Origin of the sequence: Terrabacter sp. C0L_2, assembly GCF_036352015.1 — a bacterium.
GTDB classification, from domain to species: Bacteria; Actinomycetota; Actinomycetes; order Actinomycetales; family Dermatophilaceae; genus Terrabacter; species Terrabacter tumescens.
Genome location: NZ_CP143557.1, coordinates 3,376,838 through 3,392,352, shown reverse-complemented (window position 1 = coordinate 3,392,352; position 15,515 = coordinate 3,376,838). Strand labels below are relative to the sequence as shown.

At 69.9% G+C, this 15,515-nt stretch carries 12 protein-coding genes; 6 read left to right on the top strand and 6 right to left on the bottom strand.

What is annotated here, in order from left to right:
* Positions 1 to 458: 458 nt before the first annotated feature.
* Positions 459 to 1,085: a hypothetical protein gene (locus U5C87_RS15510; protein WP_330473417.1), complete on the top strand. Its 627-nt coding sequence runs from the start codon at positions 459 to 461 to the stop codon at positions 1,083 to 1,085.
* A gap of 176 nt (positions 1,086 to 1,261) precedes the next feature.
* On the opposite strand, the gene U5C87_RS15505 is transcribed toward U5C87_RS15510, so the two are convergent.
* A complete protein-coding gene (locus tag U5C87_RS15505; protein ID WP_330473416.1) occupies positions 1,262 to 1,600 on the bottom strand; it encodes a helix-turn-helix domain-containing protein in 339 nt (112 codons plus the stop codon).
* Between the two features lie 486 nt (positions 1,601 to 2,086).
* Here U5C87_RS15505 and U5C87_RS15500 point away from each other — a divergent pair, with 486 nt between their 5' ends.
* The 3 genes from U5C87_RS15500 to U5C87_RS15490 all read left to right on the top strand — a co-directional run bounded on the left by U5C87_RS15500 (position 2,087) and on the right by U5C87_RS15490 (position 5,651).
* Positions 2,087 to 3,445 (top strand): recombinase family protein, encoded by a 1,359-nt coding sequence (locus U5C87_RS15500; protein ID WP_330473415.1) that lies wholly within the window; start codon positions 2,087 to 2,089, stop codon positions 3,443 to 3,445.
* 188 nt (positions 3,446 to 3,633) lie between these two features.
* Positions 3,634 to 5,118, top strand: coding sequence for a hypothetical protein (locus U5C87_RS15495; protein ID WP_330473414.1), 1,485 nt, complete (start codon positions 3,634 to 3,636; stop codon positions 5,116 to 5,118).
* A gap of 368 nt (positions 5,119 to 5,486) precedes the next feature.
* The gene (locus tag U5C87_RS15490) at positions 5,487 to 5,651 is read left to right on the top strand and encodes a hypothetical protein (RefSeq protein WP_330473413.1); all 165 of its coding nucleotides are present in this window, start codon (positions 5,487 to 5,489) and stop codon (positions 5,649 to 5,651) included.
* Between the two features lie 982 nt (positions 5,652 to 6,633).
* On the opposite strand, the gene U5C87_RS15485 is transcribed toward U5C87_RS15490, so the two are convergent.
* Both U5C87_RS15485 and U5C87_RS15480 read right to left on the bottom strand, forming a co-directional pair.
* On the bottom strand, positions 6,634 to 7,920 hold the full coding sequence (locus U5C87_RS15485) for a hypothetical protein (RefSeq protein WP_330473412.1): 1,287 nt from the start codon (positions 7,918 to 7,920) through the stop codon (positions 6,634 to 6,636).
* A gap of 56 nt (positions 7,921 to 7,976) precedes the next feature.
* Complete coding sequence (locus U5C87_RS15480; RefSeq protein WP_330473411.1) at positions 7,977 to 8,393, bottom strand: helix-turn-helix transcriptional regulator; 417 nt, start codon at positions 8,391 to 8,393, stop codon at positions 7,977 to 7,979.
* Positions 8,394 to 9,131: 738 nt separating this feature from the next.
* Between U5C87_RS15480 and U5C87_RS15475 the strand changes: the two genes are divergently transcribed.
* Together U5C87_RS15475 and U5C87_RS15470 are read left to right on the top strand one after the other, a co-directional pair.
* Entirely contained in the window at positions 9,132 to 9,623 is a 492-nt protein-coding gene (locus U5C87_RS15475; RefSeq protein ID WP_330473410.1) for a Fic family protein, read from the top strand.
* Positions 9,587 to 9,757 (top strand): hypothetical protein, encoded by a 171-nt coding sequence (locus U5C87_RS15470; protein WP_330473409.1) that lies wholly within the window; start codon positions 9,587 to 9,589, stop codon positions 9,755 to 9,757. The genes U5C87_RS15475 and U5C87_RS15470 overlap by 37 nt, the downstream gene beginning before the upstream one ends.
* A gap of 595 nt (positions 9,758 to 10,352) precedes the next feature.
* Here U5C87_RS15470 and U5C87_RS15465 read toward each other — a convergent pair.
* From U5C87_RS15465 to U5C87_RS15455, 3 genes are all read right to left on the bottom strand, one after another.
* Entirely contained in the window at positions 10,353 to 11,882 is a 1,530-nt protein-coding gene (locus U5C87_RS15465) for a helix-turn-helix domain-containing protein (RefSeq protein ID WP_330473408.1), read from the bottom strand.
* A 108-nt stretch (positions 11,883 to 11,990) separates the two neighbouring features.
* Positions 11,991 to 14,123 (bottom strand): 3-hydroxyacyl-CoA dehydrogenase NAD-binding domain-containing protein, encoded by a 2,133-nt coding sequence (locus U5C87_RS15460; protein ID WP_330473407.1) that lies wholly within the window; start codon positions 14,121 to 14,123, stop codon positions 11,991 to 11,993.
* Positions 14,120 to 15,358 carry a thiolase family protein gene (locus U5C87_RS15455; RefSeq protein WP_330473406.1) on the bottom strand — a complete coding sequence of 413 codons (1,239 nt, stop codon included), beginning with the start codon at positions 15,356 to 15,358 and terminating at the stop codon, positions 14,120 to 14,122. The genes U5C87_RS15460 and U5C87_RS15455 overlap by 4 nt, the downstream gene beginning before the upstream one ends.
* Between the last annotated feature and the right edge of the window lie 157 nt (positions 15,359 to 15,515).

Below are 15,515 nucleotides of genomic sequence, written 5' to 3'. Positions count from 1 at the left end.
TTCGAGACCGAGCCCCGGGAGGGGTGGCACATGGATGACGCGGAATCCCGCACAGGTGGGCCAGGGGGGCCTGTTCACGCTCACCCCGGCGAGGTGTCCGGCGAGGTGTCCGGCGGCGGTCCCGAGGCTGAAGGCATGTGGTGGCAGGTGACGACCGAGGGCTCCGAGTACACGCTCGATCTGACGGGCGGCAGGGTGCGACGCACCCCGGTGGCTGCGCCTGGGCTCCGCGGGGATGGGGCGTGGGTGCCGCTGCGTAGCGTGGTCGACCTGCGAGTCGGGCACCCGATGGTGCTCATCCTCCTCCTCCGGGACGACGGTATCTCGACGATCCGCTACAGCTCGCGAGTCCTGCGGGTACGACGGCTCACATCACCGCCTGAGACACCATGAGTGTCCGCAAGGTCGGAGACTGCTCGCGAGGTTCAGGGTCACCTCCGGGGCTGGGCTGGTCGCGGGTGGATGCCCGCTTCGCCGTGACGGCATCGGCGTTCGGCGCTGCCTGGGCGCTCGGCGTCAGCCGTCGCGTCCGTCGAAGGCTGCGCCATGTCGCCAAGGTGGTCGGCGGGAGGCGGGAGCTGCGGGCCTGGAACGGGTCGCTGGACCGTGACGGTGCCGGCCGAGATGGGCGGCAAACGTTCACGGCGACCCCGGTCGAGGACCAGCCTGTCGGCGATCCGGTCCGCAGCCCGGTGCCTTCGGACGCCGACCTGTGGCCTGGAGAGCTGCCCTTCACGGCCTGGAGGCAGCACGAAGCGGGGATCCTCGACCTTCGAGTCTTCGACCAGGATCAGTGGTGGGTGGACCGGAATCAGACCCCGCACATGCTGACCGACATGAGCGCCCTGTACGTGGAGCGCGTCATCGACATGCTCGAGTCTCTTGCCGAGTACTACTACCTGATGACGGTGCGCCGCGACCTTCTGCAGCGTATCGGCGACGAGATGCTTGGTCGTCTCTCTACAGACAACGTGGCCGAGTCTGCGGGGGCGACGCCGTTGCGAGATCTAACGCCTCAGGCCTGGCTTGAAGGGTCACCGCTCATGCGTGCGCTGCGCCGCCGGCTGTCCGGCCCGGGGGGCTAGGCTCCCGGGCCGTGCGCGGCGCGCCGACATCGTCGCAGAGACGGTGGTGTGCGGGTACGCACGCGTGGCACGCCCCTTCACGCGCCCGGGAAGCCTACGCGTACTCGGATCAGACCTGCTCGTCGGGAGCGCCAATCGCCTCTGCGAGACGCCACGGCGAGGTCCTCGGCGCCCCGTCAGGAACTGGTGGGCCGGCTGGGGCGTGGTGAACGGGGGAGTGTGGGCGGCTGGCTGGGCCACAAGGTGACGCTGAGTGCCTGTTCGAGCTTGGCGAGCGTCACCATGTCCGGCCATGTGTTGCCGGCCAGGATGTCGTAGAGCGTGCTGCGCTCAATGCCGGCCGACTGTGCAACGTGTGAGCGCACCTGGCCCTCGAGCGCCTCATCGAGGGCCCGGGCGATCTGGACGGCGTATGCGACCACCTCGGGGGCGTCCGCTTTGAAGTCGCCGTCGGGCCATTCCCCATCCGCCAGCCAGTCGCTGGGTGACCCCGGTGGGCCCGATCGGCGCGGCATGGTGGTGATCGTACGCGCACGGCCGCTCGTGTCTGCTGATCGCTCGGTCGGTTGGCGGTTCGGCCCGGACGCCTCCTTGCGCGACTCGACATGTCGCGCACCGTGCGCCTCGGTGGATGAGGAGGTGAGCGTTGCTCATCACATGCACACACCCGAGTGAGTAGGAAAGAGCACCTTGCTAAGTGTAGGTAAAAACCTACACTTGGGAGATGCAGGACTCGCCTCGAGCAACAGTGCGCCCCGTCAGCACAAGCCGATCCTTCGGCCAGCTGGTCGCCCGGTCCTGGGCCCTCCTCGCTTCACCGTCGACCCATCAGAAGCCGGCCGCCCGGCCGGCACGACCGAGGAAGAACCATGACAACGACAACCGCTAACCGCGCACACCAGGCCGCGTTCGCTAGCCCGGTCAGCCCCCTCGCATTCCGAGCAACGGCCCTCGTCGTCGTCCGCGAGTCCGACGAGCACCAAGTCGTCTTCTTCGACGGAATGCGCGAGCAGACATACCAGATGATCCACATCCCCGAGATCGACGCGGTCCGCGCTCTCGGCCTCAGCCCGATGTACGCCAAGGACACCATCGACGTCACGACACACGAGCCGGACGGACGCGCCCGAGTCGTCACCATCAAAATCGAGCGCATCCAAGAGGGGGCCACCAAGGCCCTGCTGTTCGAGTTCGGCGGCTACTGGCACCTGTGGTCCATGGCGTCCGCCACCCGCCTGAGCGACTCCCGCGAGAACGAGTTCACGACGATCCTGACGGACACCATCCGACGTCTGTGCCCCCACACGATCTACGTCGCAAACATCGGCCGCCTCGTCCGCTCGACCAGCCAGCAGGCCAAGATCCAGGACGCCCTCATCGACCGTGTCGACCGGATCGTCACCAAGCAGGTCGAGTTCAAGTTCGACGGCGCCAACCGCCCCTTCGGCCTCATGATGTTCATGATGATGGCGATCTCAGCCTCCATGGAACGAGACTGGATCGTGCAGCGCACCGCAGCCGGACGCGTCGCCCAGTGGCGGCGAGACGCATGGCCCTTCGGCGCGGAGGCCGTCCCCTACGGGTACCGCTTCGGCAAGGGGCGCCGGGTCGTCATCGACCCGGAACAGCGCGAGCTCATCCGCAACATGCTGAACATCCTCGCCATGGAGCTGCCGCCCGCCGAGCGCGTCCGCCGCCTCGGCGAAGCCGGGCTGATGAGCAAGAAGGTCATCAAGCGCTTCGGCCAGCGCGTCTCCGTGGACGGGCTCTCCCGACCCGAAGTGCTCGTCGGGCGCCTCTACGCACTGACCCCGGTCTGGACCCGGGGCGAGTTCCTCCACCGGACCACGAACCCGTTCCATGACGCCCAAGAAGTCGCCGGCGTTCCCGTCATGCGCGCCTCTGCCGATGACCCGGGCGAGCTGCAGTTGCTCTACCGGCTCGACCTGCCCGACGGGGGCTGGGCCGACGAGGAGGTCCTGCGCATGGTGGAGGAGCAGGCCGTGCTCAACCATGCCAGTGTCGCGGCCGGGCGCTCAGCGCGCCGCCCGCTGTCCGTCCACGTCCGTACCGCCAGCGGGGCGCCGCACCTGCACGAGGACCTGTTCGGCAACTCGCACCTGCACGGCAAGGACGTCGCGACGAAGCGGCGCCGGGCCGGCGCCTACGCCAAGCGTCTCGTCGCCGCCCTGGGCGGACGCAGCTGGGGCGATGACGCCTACCGCTACGAGATGCGCGTCCACGGCGATCACTACAACGTGCTCCGTTGGCCGACGGGCACCCTGCCCCAAGGCAGCACGCACATCGGGTCGGCCGTGCCGCTGTCCCTGCGCAGCCAGTCCCGCGCCGAGGAGCGATGATGACCGCCAGCCGGCTGGCCGCACCGACCGCCCTTGAGCCCGTGCTCCTCCCGGCGTCATCCGTCCGGAGCCGAAGAGTGCACGCGGGCGGCGGCGCAGAAGGTGGATCAGGCGGGGAGAATGAAGATGCCCCGCTGCCCACGGTCCACTCCGGCACCAAGGTCGCCTCGTTCACGAAGAAGTCGCTCATGACGGGCATGCTGCAGGCGCTCATCAGCGCGTGCCGCTCGGGCGTGCCCCTCAGCATCCTGCAGGGCACCGTCGAGGCCAACCCGGCTGGGACGAGCCTCTACTCCACACCGGCCCACCATCGGGCCGAGCTGCTCCGGCTCCAGCTCGCCGACGCCGAACGCCGCATCAAGGTGGCCGTCCACATGGTCATGTCCGCCATGAATGAGGGGCAGCTGGCCGAGTACCGGGATCAGGAGAACCAGGCGCGTGAGGACGCCGAGCACGTGCAGCAGCAGCTCGCGTCGCTCGAAGCGCACGCCGAGGCGCCGAGCGAGGTTCCCGCGCAGGTCCCGACCCTGCTGCGCACCCTCGAGCTCGCGTTCCAACAGCTGAACAGCAGCGAGCTCGTGACCCAGGAGCAGTTCCAGGCGCTCAGGACGGTCATGCCCCACTTCATCCTGCGTGAGAGCCCAGGTGGCGGATGGGAGGCGGAGGCCAGCCTGCGCCTGCCCACCCCCGAGGGAGCCGTCGTCGAGATCGGTCCCGTCCGGTGGCCGGTCGGGGGTCGAGCCCGCAGCACGAGCACGCGCGTGTCGGACCGCTCGCGCAACGCCGTTCCGGTCGAGCTGATCCAGGAGGCCGGGCTCCTCGGCGGGGCCGCGCTGTACTCGCTGCGCGGCAGCCTGCTCGCCGAGACCCCGTGGGTCGTGCTGAACGGGCTGACTGGCCACCCGTTTCCCGAGTGGGTCGGCCCGCAGTGGCGCGAGAAGCCCCTCGTCGATTGGCTCACCCGCACGTACCGTTCGCCGGACCTGATCGACCGGCGCTACATCAGGTACAGCGTGAAACGCCAGTTCCTGCTGCACGCATGCCCCGACGAGGGCGACCTCTGCCTGACCGAGCTCCGACGGCTCGCACCGGTGCGCGACCCGGCCTCATGGACGACGCTGGCGCAGACCATCCCACCGGGGCGAGGGGACCGCCGCACGGAGAAGGCGCCGAGCCTGACCGTGTCGCACCTCCCATGTCCAGACGCGCTCGGTGAACGCGCCCGGCTCGTGCCGCACTTCAGACCTCTTCAGTGCCAGTGCGGCCGGCAGATCCGCTCCGTGGTCCTCGTCCCCGAGGTGCCCCGCGGCCTCGTGTGCGCATGCGGACGGATGCCCGACGCGAACCAGTACGGCATGCCGGACGACGTCCGGCTCCCAGCGGAGTACGTGCAGGTCCTGACGATGTCCCGGCAGGCGTGCGAGATGGAACTGCGCTACGAGCTCGACCGGCACCCGTACACGCCCACGCCGCAGGCTCGGGAGATCATGGACCTGCCCATCTGGCGGCCCGGGGCGGAGCTCACCCTGGCCGATGTGAAGACCGCCTGCCGGCCGCACATGCTGCTGCACATCCTCCACCGGATGCAGGCCTACGGCCTCATCGAACGTCGGCCGGACACCAGAGACGCCTGGGTGGTGCGTGACGAGCCCGAGCCCTTGCGAACCCCGTGACTCTGCGAGACGGCACGTCGCGCCACCACGGCCTCGTCACCCGGGCCGCGAACTGACCCTCGGCCGCCGGCAGGGGCAGGGGACCCCCTGCGTCCCTGCCGGCGGCCGCGACGGTGCCGCTCGATGGTGCGGGTCCCGCTGCGAGACAACGACACTGCGACGTCGCCGCTAGGGCGTCCAGCCGTCCAGCGGGTTCTCCCGGAGTCGGCCGAAGGGATGTCGCTGACCGGACACCGAGGACGGGGCAGAGGCCCCAGCGGCTGAACCCTCATGACAGGTCGTCGCCGGTCTGCACGGTCTCCTGCATGACCACACCGCAGAGCACACCCACACGGCAGGGACGAACACGAGAGAACCACGAGCAGGACGTGACCCGCGAGCTCACACCGCAGGCGAGAGACGACGTGCACGTGTACCGCTGCCCCGAGCTGGCAGATCGGCTTGCCGAATGGTCGAACCGCACGTCGCCCGCCACGCCCGACCCCGCCGTCGACCTCACCGTGACGTGGGTGCGGATCGCCCCCAGGCACTGACGTCGCCAGAGCCGCGGAGACCCCACCCCGGGGCGGCCGGGTCCAGGCGGCCAACGCACAGCTTGCCGGACATCGGCGCTGACACACCACAGCGCCGGCAGGGGCGGAAGATCTCACCTGAGACGCCGCAGGTCTGACCAACCGCGTCGCGGCGTCCGGGGGCGGCGCCAACGTGCGAAGAACGGCTGACTCTTGGGCCGACGCACAGCGCCGTCACCCGGCACCGGCATTCGTGCCTGCCGACAGCGCACGAGCCGTAGGCCCCCACTGCGGTTACGGGTTCCCGGGTGACGCGGACGACCCGGGTGACCCGGGCGGACGCGGGCGGACCAGGTCCGGGCCGCACGGGAGGGCAGCCCCGGCGTCTCTCACGAGCTGAGCCACTCGCGCCTTGGACAGGCCGCTGGCCCGGGCAATCCGGTCGTACGACCAGCCTTCGTCGCGCAGGGTGCTCAGGGCCCGGAGGCGAACGTCGGCGACCCGCTCGAGCTCGCCGAGCAGAACGGCGAAGAAGTCACCCACCTGTCGTGTCACGGTCAGGGGGTCGCCGCTCGACGCGAGGTGCGCAGCCTCCATCTGGACGAACTCACGGAGTCGCTCACGGTGGGTCGCGAGAACCGCTGGCCGGTGACGCGGCTCGCCGGCGGGCGCGTCTGCCGCACGAGCCTCGCGGGAGTCAGCATGCGCGGGACGATCGCATCCGCGGGCACTGCCGCGCCTCCCGCCACCCGACAGCTCACCCATAGTGTCACTGTGACACCAAGGTGCCGTTGTTGCGCCGCCGATGGCCGTGATCGCTTCAGTGCCGGCTCCAACTGCCCGTCGGCCATCAGCCGTCGGCAGCGCCTCACCGCGACGCCGTGAGCCGGGCGACCTTGGCGGCGCACGAGAGCATCCGGCGCGCCGAGGGGCGCGCCGGATGCGTGGTCCAGCGGGTGGCGACCCTCGGCGGCGGACCCGTCCGGAGGTGTCGCTCGCGGCGTCACAGGGCAGCGATGACCGACTCGAGGTGCTCGCGCCCGCTGCGGTAGTAGCGCTCGTTGACGACGTTCGTGTCCTCCCAGCCGCCCACCGCCGTGAGCTGGCCCGGCTGCAGGTTATGCACGTCGACGCAGGTCCGGGCGAAACGATGCCTCATGGAGTGCCACACGAGGTCGAACTGCACGCACTCCCGCGAGACCCTCTCGTAGCGGCGGGTGTCGCTGTTCCACTCGTCGCACGTCTCGACCCACGTCTGCGTGGGCCACCCGGCTGCGAGCGCCGCCGGCGTGAAGTACTGCTCATGGAACGGGCTGTGGTGGAACATCCCGCCCCGCGGCGCCGGGAAGAGCAGAGCCTCCGGGTTGGTCCCGGCGGCCTGTTCGACCCGGGCTTGCTCGCATCGCGCGCGAAGCTCCTTCAGGAGCTTGTAGCCGGTGATGGAGCGCTTGTGCGCGACGGTGCGGCGGGTCTTCTCACCCTTGGGGAGCTTGCGCCGGTTGTCGCCCTCGCGGACGCTGGCGGAGGCGTCGATCTGCCAGTTGATCGCGATCACTGCTCCTCGCTTGACGAAGGTGACGTCGTCGGCGGTCAGCTGGAAGAGCTCGCCCCATCGGGGCCCGGCGTCGCACGCCAGCTCGACCGCGAGACGTCCCCACGCCGGGAAGATCTTGTCGAACTCCGTCGCCAGCGCCACGACGCGGGCGATGCTCGGAGCGTCCTCGTCCCGGATGAAGTTCGGGTTCTCGCTGACATCGCGGGCGCGGCTGGCGCGCTTGGGAGCGGCGGTACCTTTCAGGGCGGGAACGACACGGACTGCTCCGGGGGGCAGCATCTCGGCCTGCTCTGCAGTGAAGTACTTGTGACGGTGACCCCAGATCAGCAGGCCTCGTAGCGCGGACGTGTTGTGGTCGACGCTGTTTCGGGTGCCGCCCTGGGAGCGCAGGATGTCAGCAAGGTCGCGGTCCAGCTGCATCGCCTGCACGTGTTCGCGGCCCCGGATCATCCGGTTGAGACGTCGTTGCACCTGGGTGAGGTGGTTGCCGCTCCACGGGGCGCCTTCTTCGCGCTGGTTCTGGTCGTCGGCGTTGATGTACTCCGTGACGAGGTCTCGCAGGGGCGTGAGCCCGCGCGGACCCATGGCGCGGGCAAGGCTCGCGTCGATCGGAGCAGCTTTGCTCATCGCGCCGTCAAGCGTCCGGCCGCCGCTCGTGCCACCGCGCCTGCCGTCCGGCTTGCGCCAGGTGAGTCGGTAGTAGGGGTCGGAGCCTGCGGGCGCGAGGACGCTCACGCGTCCGACGTATGCGACCGGGTCGTTCCTGACCAAGGTGGTCGTGGTCCGGGCGGTCATCGCGACACGCTCCTTCCGGCGCGGGGCGAGTAGTCCTTGATGGGGCGGGGCAGCGGCATGCTCTCGACATCGGCCGAAGGCGTCGCCGGCACGGCCGTCGTGCCGGTCCCGGTGCCGGTGCCGGTGCCGGTGCCGGTCACGGTGTCGCCTTCGGTGTGATGGCCGTTGGCTGGCGTCGAAGACGCCTCGCCCTGCTGGGTGCGGGTCCGACGAGGCAGGCTGCGGACCCAGTCGAGGATTTCCTGACGGTCCCAGAGGTGGCGTGCCCCGAGGATGAACGGTGCCGGGAAGGCATCCTGGTAGGTGTACTCGCGGGCGCGGTCGACGCTCACGTGCAGGAGTCGGGCGACATGCTCGATCGTGTAGATCGGGTCGGCGATGTCGGGCTGGACGGTGTCATGGGTTGATGTCATGACTACGTCCGTCCGGACCGGCGGGATGAGCGCAGTCAGGTGCCGAGGCACATCCGTGTGACGTGGGTCACACTCGCCGGCAACGCCAATCTCATGCGGTGGCTGTCGCGGGTGCGCGCCTAGCGGGGCCCTTGCCGGGGCTTCGAGCGTGTGCGGCGATCGGTTCGCGCATCCTCAAAGTGTAGTGCTCTACACACCAGGTGTGAAGGTTTGAAACGACGCGCCGGGTGGCCGGTGATCGGCTCGGAGCCCCGGGCCTCCGCCGGCGGAAGGTCGTCGGTCGTCCCTGCCGAGATCGCCACCGACAGGGGCTGCGTCCGGGGGGGGGGGGGCGTCGATGAGCTGGCCAGAGAACTCGGGGCAGACGTCACACCGACTGGCCGGCCCGGATGGCCCGGTCGGGGCGGCATCGACAGTGTCGTTCAGCCGCCCGGCGCCGAATCCTGGTGGGAAGCCGTTCAGCCGTTACGATTGTCACCAGAGGCGAACTGGAAGGAGGTGCCGCGTGACCAAGCGAGTCGTTTCCAAGGAGGCCGTGAAGCGCGCAGCATCACGGTCCACCAAGTCGTCGGCAGCGCTCGAGCGGCGTTCTGTTCCCGCGGGCTTCCAGCGTTCCGAACGCGTCTCCCAGTTCCTGGCAGCTCGGTCACCACGCGGCTGATGTCGCTTCCTCCCGGGTACGGCGAGACACCGGTTCCCGGAGACGAGCTTCAGTGGTTGCTTCCTGAGGTGCGTGAGGTGCTCGGCGAACCGGTGCTCAAGGCTGCCGTCTACGACCTCGAACAGGCGGAGCAGGAGGCCGCCGCCGTCGAGCTGCTCACCGTGATCCTCGTGGGCGTCGACGCCGTGACGGAGTCAGGAAACTACCGCCTCGACGACACGTATACCGTCCGAGGGGCTCTCGAGGTGGCCGAGCTGCTCACCGACCACTTCCTCCGTGCTTTGCACCACCGGCTCTTCGAGCGCATCTGGGCGTGGGCGGGGACCTACCGCGCCGTCGAGCTGAACATCGGCGTGCCGCCCCCCATGGTCGCCGTCGACATCCGTGCGTCACTCGAGTCGCTGCGCTACCGCTGGGAGCACACCTCGGACTGGACCGGACGCCAGCTCGGGATCGCCGCGCATGCAGAGCTGGTGCGTATCCACCCGTTCACCGACGGCAACGGCCGCACCACCCGGCTGCTGCTGACCTGGTGTTCGCTGCCGCCCAGCAGGCCCACCTCGCGCTGACGGAGGAGCCGGTGTGGGAGTACGACTGGGACCTGGACAAGGCTGACTACATCCGTCTGCTGCGCGAGTACGACCGACATCGCAACCCGAGCGATCTCGCAGCCTTCGTCCCGGTCGTCCGGCTGGGGGAGTAGGCCGACGACCCTGACGGCGCGCCAGGTGGCCGCGCAGTGGCCCGCGGACGGCGCGAGGAGGCCGGCTACCTGCTGCCCGCAGCGTTGAGGACCGAGCCGCCGCCCCGGGCGCCCCCGACGAGGAGCCGCGGGTGGCGCGGGCCGAATCCCCTGGAGTCTGGCAACGGGTCGCGTCCAGGCCCGCCAGCCACGTCGTCGTCCGTCCGGGGCAGCCAGGCCACCCCCGACCCCGACCCCGACCCGGGCGACGAGTTCGCGCGCACGATCCTCGAGCCGGCGTACGCCGTCGCACGGGAGGGCCCACCTGGACGCGTCCCTGCAGCGCCGGAACCTCTGGCGCCGGACCAGCTGGGCAGGAGCCGCGCGGCAGGACGCTCCGTCCGCTCGCGCTCCTCGCGCTCCTCGCGCGGGTCGAGCGGCCGGCGAGACCGTCGAGATCGTCGTCACCCCTCGAGGACCGTGCAGGACAGGCCGCCCGGCCCACCCAGGACCGACCTGCGTGCGAAAGTGGTGCGAAAACCGGATACTGGCCACTCCGGACCGGAGTATCTGTGCAGGTCAGAGCCGGTCTCGGCCATGACCCGCACCGTGAAGATCAGATGTCGCGGAAGACCTCGATCGTGGCGCCCAGGGCGTTGAGGCGCTCGGCGAGGTCCTCGTAGCCGCGGTTGATGACGTAGACGTTGCGCAGCACCGAGGTGCCGGGAGCGGCGAGCATGGCGAGCAGCACGACGACGCCGGGGCGCAGGGCCGGCGGGCACACGACCTCGGCCGCCCGCCAGCGGGTCGGGCCCTCGACGATGACGCGGTGCGGGTCGAGCAGCTGCACCTTGGCACCTACCTTGGTCAGCTCGGTGAGGTAGATCGCCCGGTTCTCGTAGACCCAGTCGTGGATCATCGTGCTGCCCTCGGCGACCGCCCCGATGAGCGCGAAGAAGGGCAGGTTGTCGATGTTGAGGCCCGGGAACGGCATCGGGTGGATCTTGTCGGTCGGGGCCTGCAGCGGGCCCGGGATCGTCGTCAGGTCCACGAGGCGCGTCTTGCCGTTGGCCGAGGTGTACTCCGGCGACAGGTCGTACTTCATGCCCATGCCGTCGAGGGTCGCGAGCTCGATCTCGATGAACTCGATGGGCACCCGGCGGATCGTGATCGAGCTGTCGGTGACGACGGCGGCCGCGATGAGGCTCATGGCCTCGATCGGGTCCTCGCTGGGGGAGTACTCGACGTCGACGTCGATGTCGGCGATGCCGTGGACGGTCAGGGTCGTCGTGCCGATGCCCTCGATACGGACGCCGAGCTTCTCGAGGAAGAAGCACAGGTCCTGGACCATGTAGTTGGGGCTCGCGTTGCGGATCACGGTCGTGCCCGGGTGGCGGGCGGCTGCCATGAGGACGTTCTCGGTGACCGTGTCGCCGCGCTCGGTGAGCACGATGGCACGCTCGGGCGAGACGGACCGGTCGGAGCGCGCCTCGTAGAAGCCGTGCGTGGCCGTCACCTCGAGCCCGAAGGAGCGCAGGGCTGCCAAGTGGGGCTCGACGGTGCGGGTGCCGAGGTCGCAGCCCCCGGCATACGGCAGCTGGAAGGCCTCGTGCTCGTGCAGCAGCGGGCCGAGGAACATGATGACCGTGCGCGTGCGGCGGGCCGCCGCGACGTCGATGTCGTCGAGGTTGAGCTCGGCCGGCGGGATGATCTCGAGGTCGTTGCTGTCGGGGAGCCAGCGCGTGCGGACCCCGATCGAGGCGAGCACCTCGAGGATGCGGTTGACCTCCTCGATGCGGGCGAGGCTGCGCAGGGTCGTGCGGCCGCGGTTGAGCAGGGCGGCGCACAGGAGCGCGACGGCGGCGTTCTTCGAGGTCTTGACGTCGATCGAGCCGGTGAGCTTCTGGCCGCCGACGATGCGCAGGTGCTGCGGGCCGGAGTGGCCGAGCGAGACGAACTCCGAGTCGAGCGCGTCACCGATCTTGGCGAGCATGTCGAGGCTGAGGTTCTGCTTGCCCTGCTCGATGCGGGTCACGGCGCCCTGGGAGGTGCCGAGCAGCTCCGCGAGGTCCGACTGGGTCATCCCCTTGTGGCGTCGCGCGTCGCGGATGAGTCCGCCGATCCGGGTGAGGTAGGTCTGAGACACGACCTCGAGGCTAACTCATATATGAGTTACGGCAAATCCGCGGGGGTCGTGACGCGCCACGAGCCGGGACGTGGTGTCCCGGCTCGTGGCGTTTCGTCCCGATGTCGCTCAGGCAGGCGCGTTCGCGACACCCTGCGGCAGGAAGCGGGATCCCGTGACCGCCTCGGCCACGCCGGTGCGGTCGAGCAGCGGCGTGATGCCGCCGTTCCAGAACTGGAAGCCGGCACCGGTGATCATCGCGAGGTCGATGTCCATCGGGGCCTGGGCCACGCCCTCGTCGAGCATCCGGCGCGCCTCGTCGGCGAGGACCGTGAGCACGCGCTCGCGCACCTGGGCCAGGTCGAGCACGACCGGGTCGGCGGGCTTCTCGATGAGCTCGGCGACCTCGGGGTCGAGGATCGGGCGCCCGGAGCTCATGTCGTAGAAGCCGCGCTTGCCGGCCGCGACGATCCGCTGGAGCGTCGGAGAGGCGTAGAAGCGGTCCGGGAACGCCTTCACGAGCGTCTCGCCGTTGTGCAGCGCGATGGCCGGGCCGACGAGCCCGATGAGGACGAACGGCGGCATCGGCGCCAGGCCCGCGAAGGCGCGGTCGACGACCTCGATCGGGGTGCCCTCGTCCAAGATCTTCGCGGCCTCGCCCATGAAGCGGCCGAGCAGGCGGTTGACGATGAACGACGGGCGGTCCGCGGCGCGGATGCACGTCTTCTTCAGCGCCTTGCCGACGGCGAAGGCCGTTGCGAGAGTGGCGTCGTCGGTGCGCTCGCCCGGGATGACCTCGAGCAGCGGCATGACGGCGACCGGGTTGAAGAAGTGGAAGCCGACGACCCGCTCCGGGTGCTCGAGCTTCGAGGCCATCTCGGCGATCGACAGGCTCGAGGTGTTCGTCGCCAGGACGCACTCGGGCGAGACGACGGCCTCGACCTCGGCGAAGACCTGCTGCTTGACCGACATCTCCTCGAAGACGGCCTCGATGACGAAGTCGGCGTCGGAGAAGCCGTCCTTGCTCGTCGAACCGGTCACGAGGGCCTTGTAGCGGTTGAGCTTGTCCGGGTTCAGCCGCCCCTTGGCCGCCAGCTTGTCGAGCTCGGCATGGACGTAGCCGACGCCCTTGGCGACCCGCTCGTCATCGATGTCGGTGAGCATGACCGGCACCTGCAGGCGCTGGATGAAGAGCAGCGCGAGCTGGCTCGCCATGAGACCGGCACCGACGATGCCGATTTTGGTGACGTTCCGGGCGAGGCTCTTGTCGGGCGCCCCGGCCGGGCGCTTGGCACGCTTCTGGACGAGGTCGAAGGCATAGAGCCCGGCCCGCAGCTCGTCGCTCATGAGAAGGTCGGCGAGCACCTCGTCCTCGGCGGCGAAGCCCTGCTCGCGGGTCGCGGTGCGCGCGGCCGAGAGCAGGTCGAGCGCGGCATACGGGCTCCTGGCCTGACGGCCGGTCTTGACGTCGGCGAGCTTCCTGGCCTTGGCGATCGCGGCGTCCCACGCCGTCTCGTCGCGGTCGACGTCGGGACGCTCGACCGTGACCTCGCCGGACAGCACGCGCGCGGTCCAGGCGATCGACTCCTCGAGGAAGTCGGCCGGCTCGAGCAGCACGTCGGCCATGCCTAGCTTGTACGCGTCGATCCCCTTGAGCATGCGGTTCTGGCTCAGCGGGTTGTCGATGACGACGGTGAGTGCCTTCTCGATGCCGACGAGGTTGGGCAGCATCCAGCAGCCACCCCAGCCGGGCACGAGGCCGAGGAAGACCTCGGGCAGCGCGACGGCGGGCACGCCCGCGCTCATCGTGCGGTAGGTCGCCGACAGCGCCAGCTCGACGCCGCCGCCCATGGCTGCGCCGTTGACGAACGCGAACGTCGGGACGGGCAGGTCGGAGAAGGCGGCGTATGCCGCGTGGCCGGCCCGCGCGATCTCGATCGCCTGGTCGCGTGACCCGATGAACGGCACCCCGGTGAGGTCCGCGCCCACGGCGAAGATGAACGGCTTGCCGGTGACGGCGACGGCGACGATCTCGCCGGCCTCGGCGCGCTCGCGCAGGCGGGCGACCGTGGCGGTGAGGCCGGCGATCGACTGCGGGCCGAAGGTGTTGGGCTTGGTGTGGTCGAAGCCGTTGTCGAGCGTGACGAGGGCGAGCGTGCCCGCACCACCCGGGAGCGCGACGTCCTGCACGGGGGTGTGCGTCACGACCTCGGTCGCGAAATCGGCTGCGGTCGTTGCCTTCTCAGTCGTCGTGGTGCTCACTTGGCGACCTCCTCGTCGGTCGTGCTCGTCGAGGACTCGTAGGCCTCGTGGTGGGGGTTCTCCCAGATGACGGCGCCGCCCATGCCGATGCCGATGCACATGGCGGTCAGGCCGTAGCGCACCTCGGGGTGCTCCTCGAACTGGCGGGCGAGCTGGGTCATGAGGCGCACGCCCGAGCTGGCGAGCGGGTGGCCGGTGGCGATGGCGCCGCCGTACTCGTTGACGCGCGAGTCGTCGTCGGCGATGCCGAAGTGGTCGAGGAAGGCGAGCACCTGCACGGCGAACGCCTCGTTGAGCTCGAACAGGCCGATGTCCTCGATCGTAAGGCCAGCCTTGGCCAGGGCCTTCTCGGTGGCCGGCACCGGGCCGACACCCATGACCTCGGGCTCGACGCCGACGAAGGAATAGGAGACCAGGCGCATGCGCACCGGCAGGCCGAGCTCCGTCGCTGCCTGCTCGGAGGCGAGCAGGCAGGCCGTGGCGCCGTCGTTGAGACCGGCGGCGTTGCCGGCGGTGACGTTGCCGTGCGCGCGGAACGGCGTCTTGAGCTCGCCGAGGTCCTCGACGGTCGTGCCCGGACGCGGGGGCTCGTCGGTGGTGGCCAGGCCCCAGCCCTTCTCGGCGTGCCGAGTGGCGACGCTGACGAGGTCGCGCTGGATCTTGCCGTCGGCATACGCCTTGGCGAGCTTGTCCTGGCTGCCGACGGCGAACGCGTCGGAGCGCTCCTTCGTCAGCTGCGGGAAGCGGTCGTGGAGGTTCTCGGCGGTCTTGCCCATGACGAGCGCGTCGGGGTCGACGATCTTCTCGGCGACGATGCGCGGGTTGGGGTCGACACCCTCACCCATGGGGTGGCGACCCATGTGCTCGACGCCGCCGGCGATGGCGATGTCGTAGGCACCGAACGCGATCGAGCTCGCGGTGTTGGTCACGGCGGTCATCGCGCCGGCGCACATCCGGTCGATCGAGTAGCCGGGGGTCGTGTTCGGCAGGCCCGAGAGGAGGGCGGCGGTGCGGCCGAGCGTCAGGCCCTGGTCACCGATCTGGGTGGTCGCCGCGATGGCGACCTCCTCGACCTTGTCCTTGGGCAGGTTGGGGTTGCGGTGCAGCAGCTCGCGGATGCACCGGATGACGAGGTCGTCGGCGCGGGTCTGGGCGTACATGCCCTTGTCGCCGGCCTTGCCGAAGGGCGTCCGGACGCCGTCGACGAAGACGACCTCATTGAGTGCGCGGGGCACAGTGCCTCCCAGTGGATCGAGGGTGATCGCGGTGGATCAGGGTCGATGGGCCGGCGTCGGGCGCCGGCATCGGGCCGCGGCGGAGCGCGGCCTCCTCGATACTACTTCCCGGTAACTTCGCGCGGGATGGGCGCTCGGGTGACCATCCTCACGAACG